Annotated in this window: 9 protein-coding genes and 1 tRNA gene; 8 read left to right on the top strand and 2 right to left on the bottom strand. The window is 46.3% G+C overall.

Translation table 11 applies throughout. The features are described 5' to 3' along the window. Window positions 1–57: 57 nt before the first annotated feature. Window positions 58–216 (bottom strand): Mo-dependent nitrogenase C-terminal domain-containing protein, encoded by a 159-nt coding sequence (locus tag QUA88_RS29480; RefSeq protein ID WP_445243025.1) that lies wholly within the window; start codon window positions 214–216, stop codon window positions 58–60. Between the two features lie 502 nt (window positions 217–718). Here QUA88_RS29480 and QUA88_RS07960 point away from each other — a divergent pair. After that, window positions 719–1,534 (top strand): cobyrinic acid a,c-diamide synthase, encoded by an 816-nt coding sequence (locus QUA88_RS07960; RefSeq protein ID WP_333054027.1) that lies wholly within the window; start codon window positions 719–721, stop codon window positions 1,532–1,534. A 154-nt stretch (window positions 1,535–1,688) separates the two neighbouring features. On the opposite strand, the gene QUA88_RS07955 is transcribed toward QUA88_RS07960, so the two are convergent. After that, window positions 1,689–2,732, bottom strand: coding sequence for an AI-2E family transporter (locus QUA88_RS07955; RefSeq protein WP_333054028.1), 1,044 nt, complete (start codon window positions 2,730–2,732; stop codon window positions 1,689–1,691). A 417-nt stretch (window positions 2,733–3,149) separates the two neighbouring features. On the opposite strand from QUA88_RS07955, the gene gshA reads away from it, so the two are divergent. The 7 genes from gshA to QUA88_RS07920 all read left to right on the top strand — a co-directional run bounded on the left by gshA (window position 3,150) and on the right by QUA88_RS07920 (window position 14,357). Beyond that, window positions 3,150–4,301 carry a glutamate--cysteine ligase gene (gene gshA, locus QUA88_RS07950; RefSeq protein ID WP_333054029.1) on the top strand — a complete coding sequence of 384 codons (1,152 nt, stop codon included), beginning with the start codon at window positions 3,150–3,152 and terminating at the stop codon, window positions 4,299–4,301. A gap of 393 nt (window positions 4,302–4,694) precedes the next feature. Then, window positions 4,695–5,156: a tRNA (cytidine(34)-2'-O)-methyltransferase gene (locus QUA88_RS07945; protein ID WP_333054030.1), complete on the top strand. Its 462-nt coding sequence runs from the start codon at window positions 4,695–4,697 to the stop codon at window positions 5,154–5,156. A 583-nt stretch (window positions 5,157–5,739) separates the two neighbouring features. Further along, a complete protein-coding gene (locus QUA88_RS07940; RefSeq protein ID WP_333054031.1) occupies window positions 5,740–8,211 on the top strand; it encodes a peptidoglycan DD-metalloendopeptidase family protein in 2,472 nt (823 codons plus the stop codon). Between the two features lie 138 nt (window positions 8,212–8,349). Further along, a tRNA-Met gene (locus QUA88_RS07935) sits at window positions 8,350–8,422 on the top strand. A 126-nt stretch (window positions 8,423–8,548) separates the two neighbouring features. Continuing rightward, entirely contained in the window at window positions 8,549–9,148 is a 600-nt protein-coding gene (locus QUA88_RS07930; RefSeq protein WP_015178160.1) for a peroxiredoxin, read from the top strand. Between the two features lie 244 nt (window positions 9,149–9,392). Beyond that, window positions 9,393–9,950: a redoxin domain-containing protein gene (locus QUA88_RS07925; protein ID WP_333054032.1), complete on the top strand. Its 558-nt coding sequence runs from the start codon at window positions 9,393–9,395 to the stop codon at window positions 9,948–9,950. 333 nt (window positions 9,951–10,283) lie between these two features. After that, on the top strand, window positions 10,284–14,357 hold the full coding sequence (locus tag QUA88_RS07920; protein ID WP_333271122.1) for a hypothetical protein: 4,074 nt from the start codon (window positions 10,284–10,286) through the stop codon (window positions 14,355–14,357). The last annotated feature ends 32 nt before the right edge of the window (window positions 14,358–14,389 follow it).

Below are 14,389 nucleotides of genomic sequence, written 5' to 3'. Positions count from 1 at the left end.
GTAGATTTTAGATTTTAGATTTACTCCACAGATACATCTGGGGGCGGGAACTAATATCTAAAATTTTGGGTTGCTCACTACTGTTGTCGGAAACTTGTATCTGTTATGGCTGACCCCGCCCAACAACCAGAGCGAGCGAAAGCGTAACCCCATTAATTCCTCATGGACAGGATTAAGCTTGCACATAGGCAGTACGTGGAAAAAATAGTGTCCCAATAACTAGATATATCTCTGACAAGAACACCGTGCGAGTATAAGTTAGCACACCACTGAGTTACTGGTGGCTTTCCCACTGCAATGCTATCGAGCCACTGTCGCATTTGTTGCACGAGGATCTCGCAAAAAGTTAAGTCTTGGCACTGATTTTCCGGGAAAATACTTGTAGTCAACTTCACGATCGATCTCAGTAATCATTACTAACAAAAACTTATGAATCACCCGACTTAATCCTCAACGAAACCCACTGTTGCTCCAGTGACGTGAATAAGTTTTATGGGTGACACTCACAGTCGCAAAATGTGATGCGAAAAGCTAGCATTTGTGATTTAAAAGTCGCTAAAGTGTGAGACAGATCACGCCCTCTGTTCCCTCCAGAATGTATATTTAGATAGATGGCAATAAAATAAGACAGAATAACTAGCCGCCTCCCTCGCATATCCCCTCTCCCATCATCTGCGATCGACGACTCTGTATACTTACTAATATAAGGTTTCAGGCAATGATTAAACAAAAACATAAATATGCCGACCTTGCTCAACTCCCCCACACAGATACCGTGCTCCAAAAACTCCCTGTAGAAGTTAAAGAATGGGCCCAAAGCTTGCCTTGGAACCAACGGCGCTATGTCTTGTCTCTCTGCTACATATTGTGTGCATCTACTCCCGACTTGCAAGCAGAATTTTTAGATAATTATACAGCCGACGGTTTAGTTTCAAAAATGTTTGAAGATGTAGATACTCTACACCGAGTCAAAGAGTATTTAATCAGATTTAGGGTCAAAAAACAATTAAACGAATCAGATTTAAGAAGCTACATCAAACAATTTTATATCCACTCAGCTCAACAATCGCTCCGAGAAACTGACCAATATTTAGAATCTGCACTCCGCTTCGTCTTGAGTACAGAAGAACGCAATAATGTTTTTAACTACATTTTGGGCTTTGAATTTATTAAAATTGTGTTTCAAATGAGCTGGTTGCAACACGAAAGATTAGCGAGACTCCAAAAAAATCAGTCGCAGTTTATTGAGGCCTATATCAAGCCGATTCAACACGCACACAGAATTAATGGCATAATTCTCCCGAAAGATGAGAGAATATTTTTTGCCAGACGCACCTATTACGTTCAACTACCTAACATTTCCTATAGAAGACTTATTGAGTTAGTCATGGCAACTTTTACTACAGAAATGGTGAGTAATTGCGGATTTTCTATCAGTCGCCACTCTCAAGCTCTGCGTTTTGACTGCGATTACATTTATGATCCAGAACCAGAAGAAGAAAGATTTCCTACTGACTTGCAATTTATTCATTAACTGTACGCAGTAAGGTGTATCCTAAGTTGCTGTTTTCTATTTACTTTTATTGGCGCTTTGGGCACAGGAGAGTTTTTGAAGCATGGGACTTCTAGTCGGCCGGTTAAAATCGGATGTTGCAGCCTGATTTTATAAAATAGGATGGCTGTATCCATTAACCTTCCGCTTGCATTTCTTCAATGTCAAACCAGCTAACTATCACTCCCGCTAGCGGAATTGCTAGAAATATGCCTAAAAGTCCTGCTGATCTTGCCCCCACTAACAGTGCAAAAAATACCACTACCGGATTGAGGTTAAGGGAATTTTGCATCAGTCTGGGATGAATAAAGTTGTCTTGAATTTGCTGCAAAACAATGCAAGCTGCCAATACTTTTAAAGCTAGCCACACATTTTGAGACAATACAATAAAACAAACTAAGCTAATCCCCAGCGTGGCTCCAATCCCTGGAACTAAATCAAACAATCCGATAATAAATGCTAAAATTAAAGGAAATCTCACATCTAACAGTAGGAAAATTCCAAAACTAGCTGTTGTCAAAAATAACATTAACAGAATTTGTGCCTGAAAAAATCCTAAAAAGTTTTTCTCTATTGTTATACTTAAACGCCTGTGCAGGTGTCGAGGTATAAACTTGAGAACTAACAGCCACAGCCTCTCTCCATCAAGTAACATGAAAGAAGCTACCACCATAATTAATATTAAATTTAATAAATTGGTTAAAAATACTTGTAAGAAAGCAATACTCCAAACAACTCCAGATAAAGCTTGATTTCGCAGTTGTTCCTCAATAACTCGCAGGTTAACTTGCAGGTTTCTCGCCCGCAGGAATGCTTCGAGGCGCTCGGACAGAGGCGCCAGAGCATTCACAAATTCAGTCAGGCTGTCAATTAATTGCTGTCCTTGAGATAAAAGAGTGACGCCTACAGTGACGGTGAGACCGCCAAAAACTAAAATGGTGAGCAAGACAACGAAGGCGACAGCTAAACTTCGCGGTAAAAATCTCTGGAGAGTTCGCACCGGATAGTTGAGCAAAAAAGCCACGAGTGCAGCAATGGTGAAAACCGCGACTGCTGTTTCAAAGTAAGCTAAAAGTTGCAGTCCAGCCCAACCAGAAGCAAATAAAAGCAAAAACCGGACTAAGGCTAAATTGCTTAGCATATTCCAAAAATTGGGAGGAGTTCTGTCTTGCTCTTTCACAGGGATTTTTAGGGGTTAATATTATAGCTCAAAAATATTGCAGAGCTCTCTTTTAGAATCGCACCCAATATATATCTGCGGCTATCCCCCTCAAGGCAGAAAACAGATGTCGAACTGAGGCAGGAGTGGGTTCTATTCACCATAAGTTCGATCGTCCCCAATACCGAATCAAACACAAGCGCGATCGAACAAACAGCCTTTCTGAGTCTAAAACCGCCTCGGAAACTCGGTAGTCATGGCAGTATTTGTCGTGGCAGCCCTCCAACTAGGAAACAAACGCTTAAACAAGCTGGCGCCGAAAAACGGCGTTTCAGTGCCAGTGGCGAAAAATTTCAACTCTGCCTCGTGGGAGATAGTATGAACAGGTCAATTTTTGGGATACTAGAAACTAGCACTCAACTTAGCTGAGGAATAAACGTGCTGCTATCAAAAGGCTTTGAAGTAGAAATGTATACCGGCACTCCCGAAGGTGAGGTTGTCGGTCTCTCTGATCGCATAGTCGCCGATCTAGAGGGATTTGTCCGGGAGCCTGATAGCCGCAATGTGGAGTACACGACCGCCCCGCTGTGCAGCTACGATCGCCTGCTGTGCGCCTTAGTCAAGCCACGAGTTCGGCTGCGCGAGTATTTAAAACAATTGGGCGACTATACCTTGCTGCCGGGAAGTACCTTGTCTCTCGGAGGGAGCGATCGATTTTACCGCTCCGATCCCAACAACCCCTACCACACCTACATCGAGCAAACCTACGGCACCAAAGTCGTCACCGCCAGCATTCACATCAACATCGGCATCTCCCAACCAGAAATGCTGATGCGCGCCATCCGCCTCGCCCGCGTCGAAGCACCACTGTACCTTGCCTTGAGCGCCTCTTCCCCCTTCCTCGACGGCGAAGTGACGGGCTATCATTCGACTCGGTGGGGTTTGTTTCCCAAAACTCCCGCCATCGTCCCCCTGTTTGAAAGTCACAGACATTACATCCAGTGGACTGAAGAACAGCTAGAACTCGGTACTATGCAAAACGTCCGCCATTTGTGGTCTGCAGTGCGACCCAATGGCGATCGTCGCCCCTACTGTCTCAACCGCCTCGAACTGAGAATTTGCGACCTCGAAGTCAATCCTCTGGCTTTGTTAGCCATCACTGCCTTACTAGAAGCTCGCATTTGGCAGATGATGGAAGACCCCAGCTTAGACCCCTTAGAACTCAGCACCTTACCGGAGGCCACGCGCAACCAAGACTTAGTTGCCCTCACAGACGCCAACGAAATTGCTGCATCCGAGCAAAGTTTGGATGCCGAACTTACCCACTGGCAAGACGGCAGAACTATTCTGGCACGAGATTGGATTGAGGAAATTTACCGAGAAGTCTGGCCTATAGCCAAAAAACGCGGCTTTAGTTGCTTTCTCTCGCCACTCAAAAAGATTCTCCGGGAAGGCAACACGGCCCAGCAGTGGTTGAAACTGCACGAGGGAGGTTCGGACACCCGCAGTATTATTCTGCAAGGGATTGATGGCATGGCTCACCAAGAATTGGAGCTAGAAGACAACTTGTGCGCCCAGTTAGTTGCCTGAAGTACCCGCCGTTATGATAACGGGGGCTTTCACTAGCCCCCTGGCTATGCGTACTCAGCGAATACAAATAGCCCGAACCTCCCGGTCAATCGATTTTAGATTTGAGATTTTAGATTTTAGATTGACTTGCGCGAGATAAATACGTTCGGCAAGTTTCATCGGATACAGGTTTTTTATTTCACCGGTCCTGAGTCTGCTTTTGGAATGAATCACGTGGCGGGTATCCTGGATGCGGGAATTGTCAAAAGTTGCAGAGCACCTCCCAAAAACCAATCAGAATATTTAATCAATGGATCTCGACAAAGGTTATAAATAAAAGCTATAAGGTATATCTACCTGTGGGTAGTTTTATAAATTTCCCAATAGCTGTATTTTTCGCTTTTAATTAGCTTCATGCCCCAACTTGTCTTGATTCACCCGCAAATCCCCCCGAATACTGGCAATATCGCCCGCACTTGCGCTGCCACAGGCACGGAACTGCATTTAGTCGGCCCGCTGGGGTTTGAAATTAGCGATCGCTACCTGAAACGGGCCGGCTTAGATTACTGGCCCTACGTCAACCTCCAGTGCCACGAAGACTTAGCGGCTTTTTTGGCCTATCGGGAGCAGCGGGGGGGACGCTCGATCGGATTCAGCACTGGCGGGCGATACAATTACGCGCAATTCCAATTTCAGCCCAGCGACTGGCTGATGTTTGGCTCGGAAACTGTAGGCATTCCCCAATACGTCTTGGATGCCTGCGACGCCACAGTTTTCATTCCGATGAGCCAGCCTGGAGTCAGGAGTTTGAACCTCTCCGTCAGTGCCGCTGTAGGTTTATTTGAGGCTAAACGACAGTTGGGGGAGCTGGGATAAATCATTATCAACACATAAATATATAGATATTTAATAGCTGGTGGAGGCTGCCAAGTCTCCATTTTCATATAAGAAATTTGTATCAAAGGGGTGAAAATCTCGATAGCCGACATTAATATATTTTATTCATTCAAAAACAGATTGTTATCAGCAACACCAAATTACTCCCAAGATGATTCAGCAACAAAAACAGAGGATTTTAGCGATTTAGGGCGCGAGCGAGTACCAGCTTGGGTCTGAACACTATATCTAGTAAATATACGGTTGTAGGCTGTCCGGAAATTAGCCTAAAGTCAGATAATAGGTAAGAGTTCAGAGCCTGTGCGGGAACGAAGATTTTATCTATTCGTTCCAGCTATTGCGGTGTAAGGCTTGTGGGGTTAATTGCAGCAGGTTTGACCGAGAATTTTAAAATTTCTGACGGTTTGAGCTTGTCTAAATTAAAAAAGCAAGGTAATCTGGCCTAAGCATGATAGCTGTCAACAATCAGAATATTTTTGCTTGTTGATTTAAACTCAGCTTCATGCGATCCCCTTGAGTGTTTCCAAGGACAGTTAGCGCTTCTCAGTAGGAGGTCGTTTTTTTGAAACGAACATATCCCCAAATTAAGCCTGTTCAGGCTAGTGAAATCGACAGAGAGGGTTCTGCGGAACCATCCAAACAGACAACGCTCAGCACAGGCAGAGTTCGCTCTCTCGCCACGATCGGGCTGGCAATATCGGTAGGTGCTTCTGGCATCCTGCTACCGAGAAATGGAGACAGCGCTCGCGCGTCTGAACTCGCACCGACATCAGAATCCACCGCTGTACAGCCAGTATCGGCCAACGGGCCGGCTACGTCCGCACAAGTTGACGGTTCCAGGGCCCAACAGCCCGGAACACCTTCTGAGTCGGTGACGGTTAAGGTGCAGGAAGGGCAAAGCCTTTGGGAGCTTTCTCGGGATTATCAAGTTGAACCGTTGGTACTAGCAACTGCCAACGAGATCCAACCCGATACCATACTCCAAGTTGGCCAACAGCTCAGAATTCCGACTGCGACGGAAGCCACACCACAACAGAACGCCGGCTATAGCACATCGGCTTCGCTAGATATCGCAGCGACGGTCAATCCAGAACAAGAGTTAAATCTGACTGGCTCCGAGCCATTGGATAGTGCAGCCATGACAGGGCTGCCATCAACCGCAGCGACCCCGCTGGTCACGACGGTACCGGAACAAAGTTCGATCGAGATCCCGAATGCAGACGGGGCGATCGACAGTTTGAAGAAACAGGAAAACCGCACCACAGAATCGGGTCGAACGATGTTCGGGTCGGAGGGGGGAGCAAATTTATCTACATCTGCGGCATTTTTGCCCGAGTCAGCACCGACGCTGACCTCCCCCGAATATGCAACTGGGACAACTATTCCTGACCTCGATGCCACACCTGTAATTCCCAATTCCGGGGGAGGTCAAGCAGCATCGCCCGATCGAGCATTCGAGTCAATTGAACAGTCTTTAGCAACACCCAGTTTGCCCACGGCTGTGCTAGTCCCCCCTGCAGGAAGTACCGCCGCGCCGGCTGAGGTTCTCTACAGCGTGCGTCCGGGAGATACAGTAGATGCGATCGCCAAAGGTCACGGCGTATCGCCCAAAGATCTGATCTCCGTCAACAAGCTCGGCAACCCCAACTTGCTGAATGTCAATCAACGGCTCAAAATACCCCAAGTTGGGTTTAAAAATCCAGGGGTGCAGGCGGCAGCCTCTTATTCTGCCTCCAACTCTACATCTGTCTGGGCGGCGAATTCGGTTCCCGCATCTTTGAACCCCAGTTCGTCTACTTCGGAAATAGTCGGTGCTGGCGTTGCAGCACCGGCGGCCACAGTGCCTCTTGTCTCTCCCCTGGAGAACCTGGAAGGTCTGAACAATATTTCAGCGCCGATGGTTCCCCAAATTAACAGCATTTCGCTGACTCAAGTTTCCCAAACCATTAGCGATCCACGGAAGCTGGATCTTCAAGGGGAACCAACATTTACAGGTGCTGTTGACACCAGTTCCCTGCCCTCGCCAGCCAGTGCAACTGCTACCGCCATCGCTACGGGAGAATACCCGCAGCCGATCGGGTTCGTGCCAAATACTAGCGCCCAGGGTTCAAATGCCGATCCAACTAGCGCTTTACCAGAATCGAATTCGGAGGCTCGGACTACCGCAGAAGCTCTCAACCCTTATTCCGAACGCTTGAGGGCAGAAGTTGTCAGACTGCGAGAGGAATATCGTGCCTCGCGCAATTCGATCGGCGCCAATGCGGTGTCCCTGGCTCCAAATGACGGGCCCTCGGTCAACCAGTCTGAGGATATGCCAAGTGTCAATCCATATCTCTACACCCCCGACTATACTGAGGCGGTGCAGAATGAAATCAGCAGACCGCCATCAAGAGCTTGGTCTGAGCAGGTTCAGAAGCAGCAGCAAGAGCGTTTAGACCCCGCTCGCGCAGCGGAACTGCAACCGATCAACCTGACGCCAAAAAGCACTCAGGATCAGCCGGTCGTGGCAACTGCTCCTTTGGGATCTGAGGCTTACGACCCCCTAAGCAACCCGTCTTTGGGACGCATGGTTTCTCCAGAACTGCCTCCGCTGTCGAGCCCTGACACTTATCTGCCTAACGGCAAACAACAGTCTGCTAGCCGGTTTATTTGGCCGTCTAAGGGCGTTCTGACTTCTGGCTACGGCTGGCGGTGGGGACGGATGCACAGGGGAATTGATATTGCAGGGCCGATCGGCACGCCAATTGTGGCAGCATCAGACGGGGTGGTTACCTATGCTCAGTGGAACGACGGCGGCTACGGGTATCTGGTGGAAATTACCCATCCTGACGGCACTGAGACTATCTATGCCCACAACAGCCGGATTTTGGTGCAAAAGGGTCAGAGAGTCGCTCAAGGGGAACAGATTTCAGAAATGGGGAGTACCGGCTTTAGTACCGGGCCGCACTTGCACTTTGAAATTCATCCCGCCGGACAGGGTGCTATCAACCCAATGGCTTTACTGCCCGACGATGCGTCCAGCGCTTCTCGGTAACGACTGGTCGAAAGTTATGGGTTTTGAATGATTACCAAAACTCATAACTTTTACTAGAAGTCATTAGAAATAGTGTTGTTTCAAAAGCAGACATAGCTAGCCCTACCGTGCTACGATAGTAAATCGTGAAGTAGATTTGGCTCAGTGGCGCAGTGGTTAGCGCAGGGGACTCATAAGCCCAAGGTCGCAGGTTCAAATCCCGCCTGAGCCATTATTTAATCAAAAAAACTGCGCTCTCAAATTTGAGAGCGTATTTTTTTGATCGATCGAGAAGATACTTGTAGTCGTTATGAGTATGATATATTTGTAACAGTTCGTAAAAAAGGAAACAAAATCTATGACCAGTGAATGCCTCCGGGTTGGTCAAGCTGCACCCGACTTCGCAGCAACAGCCGTAGTGGATCAGGAATTCAAGACAGTGAAACTGTCCGACTATAAAGGCAAAAAGTATGTAGTCCTGTTCTTCTACCCCTTGGACTTCACCTTTGTGTGCCCGACTGAGATTACAGCATTTAGCGATCGCTTCGAGGACTTCAAGAAAATCGATACCGAAATCCTCGGCGTATCCGTGGACAGTGAATTCTCTCACCTCGCTTGGATACAAACAGACCGTAAATCTGGCGGTGTTGGCGACCTCAACTATCCCTTAGTTGCTGACCTCAAAAAAACAATTAGTTCGGCCTACAACGTCCTCGACCCAGAAGCAGGCATTGCCCTCAGAGGTCTGTTCATCATCGACAAAGAAGGCATCATCCAACACTCTACTATCAACAATCTTGCCTTCGGCCGCAACGTGGACGAAACTCTCCGTACTCTGCAAGCTATCCAACACGTCCAGTCTCATCCCGATGAAGTTTGTCCCGCCGGCTGGCAGCCCGGTGACAAGACCATGACTCCCGATCCTGTCAAGTCTAAGGTATTCTTTGCTGCGGTTTAAGCAGATTATATTGGTAGGGACACGGCAGTGTCGTGTCCCTACCCGCAGAGGTATTCCTTTAACCTGACATCTTGCAGCAATATCAATAAGAGGATTTTTCGTGGGGTCGGGCGGGTTTATAGAACCTATTTGCAAGCTTTAAGGCTGTTGGCGAACCCGCCCCTACGGCTAATTGAGAATGCTGCAATATCTCAGTTTAACCGGATTTTTAAATTAGCAATTAGCAATTACCCAATTAGGAAATATGCTGACTTCTACTAATTTTAGCGGCTTGTTAAATGAGCGGTTTTTCCAAAATTTATTGCCTGTTCCGGCGAGTAATGTTCTGAAGCTGGGACAGATGACGCCAGATTTTGAATTGCCGGATATTAATAATGGCAAATTAGTGCGGCTGTCGAATTATCGGGGCGATAGACCGGTGGTTCTGGCTTTTACGCGGATTTTTACAGAAAAGCAATATTGCCCTTTCTGTTTTCCTCACATTAAAGCTTTGAATGAAAACTGGGAAAAATTTGCCGATCGCAATATAGAATTATTGATGGTTGCCAGTACCGACGATCGCCAAAGCCAAATTGTGGTTAGAGATTTAGGCTTGAAAATGCCTCTGCTTTCCGATCCGGGCTGTCAAGTTTTTCGGGCTTATCAAGTCGGTCAGGCTTTAGGTGCTCCTTTGCCCGCTCAGTTTGTTTTGGCTGCAGATGGAAAACTCCTCTTCAAACATTTGTTTTCTTTCATAGACCACAATGCTAGTGTGGACACTTTGCTGAAATATGTCGGTAAGGAAACCGCTGCTGTGTCCTAATTTGGAGTTTTTCACCGCTGATGTACGCTGGTTTAGGCTCATCAGCGGGATTTTTTCAGCGGTTGACCAAGAATTTCTTGATAGTACAAGCCCCCGGATTTATCCGTGGAATCAATCCAAAATCTAAAATCTAAAATCCTCAAGCCCCCGCCTTTATCTCGCGCAAGTCAATCTAAAATCTAAAATCTAAAATCTAAAATCGATTGACACTGGCTGCGACAGGTCTTTAGTAATAAATACTTATTGTGCCAATTTCGATGGCGGAATGTTGCCATGTTCGCTCGACATTAATCTAGGCTATAGCTTGAAGGTACTTAGTACAAGTTTAAGCCAATGTCGTCTCCCAAAGATCGATCGAGCAAAATTGAATTGAGCATCTTAGCGTCGCATCCTGAGTTGTTGACAGGTTTAGATGCGTGGCTGCGGCTAGGTTTACTTTCGCCCGCTGAAGTTGAGGAATTGTGCCGACAGTATTTAGTCTGCCCACTCAGAGATCCCGCTGTAGATTTTTCTGAAATTGAGAACCCGCGAGCTCCTATTGCCGATCCAAAAGTACCTGCCTTATCAACACAAAAAGCAGTACCTAGCAGCCGTGAAAGCGTTGCTAGACCCACAGAAACTACTCAAACCCCTAATTTTATCGCTCAAATTTTGCACTCGCTAATGGCAGAAATTAGCGTGATGTGGCTGTTGTTTTTAGGAGTGTTCATGGTAGTTGTCTCCTCTGGAGTCTTAGCTGCCAGTCAGTGGGAAAGATTTCCTGCCGCCGGACAATATGGAGTTTTATTAGCTTATACTTTAACCTTTTGGGCGATTAGCAGTTGGGCAAACAGACAGCAGAATTTGCACTTGACTGCTCAAACTTTGCAAGAAGTGACGCTGTTGCTAGTGCCGATCAATTTTTGGGCAATGGATACTTTTGGATTGTGGCGGTATCCTTGGGATTGGGCGGTAGCAATCGCAGCGGCACTTATTTTGACTTGGATAACTGCCCGGATTATCAAATATCAATATCAAAGCGGTTCAGGAAAAAACATCACTCGATCGATCGCCCTAAATCACTTGGGATTGAGTTATTTGCACTCTTGGTGGGCATTTGCAGGCTTTTCCCTCGCTGCTGTTTATTTGGGTACAGTGGGAACTGCTGCTACTACAGTTTATCAAGTTCAGCAACAACGATTGCAATCTATCCAAGGTGGGGGAAATACTGAAACATTCCCCGCTGGTTTCAGTTTTAGCAGAGATTTTCTGACTTACAAAAAAGCAGCTTTAGTAGCTTATTCGTTAGGAATTTTACTGGGTCGAGCGATATTTGTCAAGGATGTAAATATCGCTGAAATGGGTTTAGCTTTGGCGATTTGTGGCGTGCTTTTAGGATGGCTAGATTGGCAGCACCCCCTCGCCTCTGGGACTATTGAAAACAATATATCCGACCCGCCAAATCCCAGCAACTTTTTTCACTGGCAATTAGCGGGAATGGGTTTGTTGGGTTTGGGCTACCTGGTTTGTTTTCGCGACATTCCGCTACAGGCGATCGCCGTTAGCGGATTGGCTGTTTGGTTTTTTTATAACCGTTTAGTGCGGTTTTGGCAAGAGTTTGATTTGCTAATACTGGAGGCGGTGGGACTTCAGAGTATTTGGCTGTTTTGGCGACTGCTTCCTTTAGGGATTAAAACACAAGTTGTGGCATTTTTAACTCAGCTTACCAACTCTCAGGAAACTCCTTGGGGTTTTTGGGGTGTTCTGCTGTTGCCTTATTTAATTTTAATGGTAACTGCGGCGCAGTGGCTCTACCGCAAGCGAAAGTTTCAACTAGCCAGTTTTGGGGAAAAGGTTGCTCTCGGTTTGGGGAGCGTTTTAACTGTTATTAGTTTTGTCAATCCGTTTTGGCGATCGCTCAATTTATTATTCTCTACTTTAATTTTAGGTTGGATCGCTTGGAAATACGTAATTCCCGATAATTCCCGGCGAGTTGCGAGGCCGGATTCTGCGGCTGAAAAACCGGGAAATCCGGCAATTTTGGTTCCCATAACTCACATTATGGGTTTAGGCGCGATCGCATCTGCAATTGACTTATTCTTCCCAAACCTGACACCCAATATTTGGTCTGCAATATTATTAATATTCATGGCGAGTGAATGGGTATTTTTTGTGGGAATGAAAGCGGCAAATTTCCGAGAAAACTCTGCATTTTTTCGCTGCCATCCTGCATGGTTTCAAAATTCGTGGTATTTGGGCTTAGTATTAGCAGGGGTCAGCTTTGTCTTGTTGCAAAATTATTTGATTGTGGGTACTGCCACTCATCGCCCTCAGTGGAGTTTGCTCTGGCTGGCGACTCCTTTGGCTTTGACTGCTGTTGCTAAATATACTGAGGTTCCTCACAAACGAGTTGCCAGTACCTTTAGTAAGATCGCCCTAATATTTGCACAATTTCTAATTTTTAGTTTTCCGGGATATCGGTTAATTGGTTTGGGGGTTGCCGCCGGATTAATGTTGGTCAATACTTACTATTTAGTCGAGATACCAGCGGCGGCGATTGGAGTTGGATTTGGCTTGAGTTTCGTAGCTGCGGTGATTTATGAATTAGGTTTTGTTTCGGGTTGGGATTGGGGAATTGCCGGGGCGATCGCTCTTTTGTCTCTGTGGTTGGTTCGCAGCATGATTGTTCGTTTTTCCAGCCGTTTACCTGAGCCTTCTCAATTAGCTCAAATTTACGATCGAGCTGTAGATGGGTGGGCAATCTTACTCACCGGCTTACTTTTAACAACTATTACTTTTTATTCCTTTGAACTCTACGCAGCCAGTAGCTTGAGTTTCCCGCCCTCGGCTGAAGTTTTGGCTGCCATTTTGGTGATAATGGCTGCGATAATTTTCCGAAATTTACGCCAACTTTCCCCTTGGGCAATTTATGCTTTGGCTTGGAGTTTGGAGTTGTTGACAGCAGTGGGTTTAAGTTTTGCCGATCGCACTACGATTAATTTAGCAGTTGCTAATATCGCTCTCGGGTTGTCTACGCAATTATTGGGCGATGTGTGGCGGCGCCGCCACCGCGATCCAACAATTTTACCTAGCATTCATTTTATACCTTTGGTTTACGGGGTATTGGGTTTAACTTTCCGATCGCACACTTTTGCGAATTGGACTGGTTTAACTGTGTTGGGGGCGTCTTTAATTGCGATCGGCATTGGTAGGCGTGAGCCCGAATTCAAACCTTTGGTTTATTTGGGATTAATTGGCGTGTCGGTTGCTGCTTACGAGTCGCTACTCTATCAACTTTTTCAAACACCAGGAGGAGCTTTTGGAGATGGCTTAATTGTCCTCGCTACTCTCGGCACAAGTTTAACATATATCTATCGCATTTTATCTCCTTGGCTCAGCAATTATTTACATTTAACTAACGCAGAGTTAAAAATATTTGCTCACCTGCACTGGGTTTTGAGCAGTTTGCTGCTGATTTGGGCTTCTGTGAATGATATTAAATCCGGCCTCAATTTAGGATTAGTCACTGGTGCTTTATTAGTTCAATATGCTTTCTTGCAAGGGCGAAATAATCTCGATCGCCAATGGGCAGAAATTTGGATTTACTTGGGCTGGCTAGAAGCCTTTGGCATCCGGCTTTATTGGATCAATACGCCTTTAGTTAAGTATATTTCCGGGCCGCTGGGGCCTTGGAAAGTTGCCCTCGCTTCTCTATTTGCCTATTTCATTTACATTTTGCCTTGGGACAACTGGGGTTGGTCAAAAAAACCTTGGCAGGTAATTGCTTCGCTGATTCCAATAGTGACTATTTTGGAAAGTCCGGCTAAGTTTTATCCGATTAGCTTGCTGATAGCTGCTACCTTCTATTTTTTCCTAGCTTGGGAAAAGGAGGAAGTCCGTTTTACCTATGTGAGTGTGGCGATAATTGACTGGATAATTCTGCGGTGGTTCTGGCAAATAGGATTGACTCAGCCAGAGTTTTATGTTACTCCTTTAGGACTTTCTTTACTTTACATTACTCAGTTCGTGAAGCGTAGCTATCCCGTAGGGAATCGTACTCTCAAATTACCCGCACAAAAACCGCTGCGCCACAATCTGCGAATGCTTGCAACTGCGCTGATTTGCGGGATGCCTCTTTTGACTCAGCAAAGCCACGGTTTAGTTGCGGGGGCTTTTAGTTTGGCGGCTATTGCCGCAGGTTTGGCGCTGCGAGTTCGGGCGTTTTTGTTTGTGGGAACGGCTGTATTTTTAATCAATGTTTTCTATCAGTTGGTGGTTCTGATATTCGATTATCCGCTGATTAAATGGGCGATTGGTTTGGCTTTTGGGATTGTGTTTATCTGGATTGCTGCTACTTTTGAAACGCGGCGCGATCGCATTTCCGCTGTCGTGCAGCATTGGGTTGTACAATTGCAATCGTGGGATTAAATTTTCCCTTAATCAACTTTTGTTGGGTGGTT

Origin of the sequence: Microcoleus sp. D3_18_C2, from assembly GCF_036702395.1 — a bacterium.
Taxonomy (GTDB): domain Bacteria; phylum Cyanobacteriota; class Cyanobacteriia; order Cyanobacteriales; family Microcoleaceae; genus Microcoleus.
This window is presented reverse-complemented; position numbering and strand designations above follow the sequence as displayed.

What these genes read in the sequence shown, in the direction of transcription:
- QUA88_RS07960 (WP_333054027.1), top strand. Translation starts at nt 719, where the DNA reads ATGATTAAACAAAAACATAAATATGCCGACCTTGCTCAACTCCCCCAC.
- QUA88_RS07945 (WP_333054030.1), top strand. Translation starts at nt 4,695, where the DNA reads ATGCCCCAACTTGTCTTGATTCACCCGCAAATCCCCCCGAATACTGGC.
- QUA88_RS07930 (WP_015178160.1), top strand. Translation starts at nt 8,549, where the DNA reads ATGACCAGTGAATGCCTCCGGGTTGGTCAAGCTGCACCCGACTTCGCA.
- QUA88_RS07925 (WP_333054032.1), top strand. Translation starts at nt 9,393, where the DNA reads ATGCTGACTTCTACTAATTTTAGCGGCTTGTTAAATGAGCGGTTTTTC.
- QUA88_RS07920 (WP_333271122.1), top strand. Translation starts at nt 10,284, where the DNA reads ATGTCGTCTCCCAAAGATCGATCGAGCAAAATTGAATTGAGCATCTTA.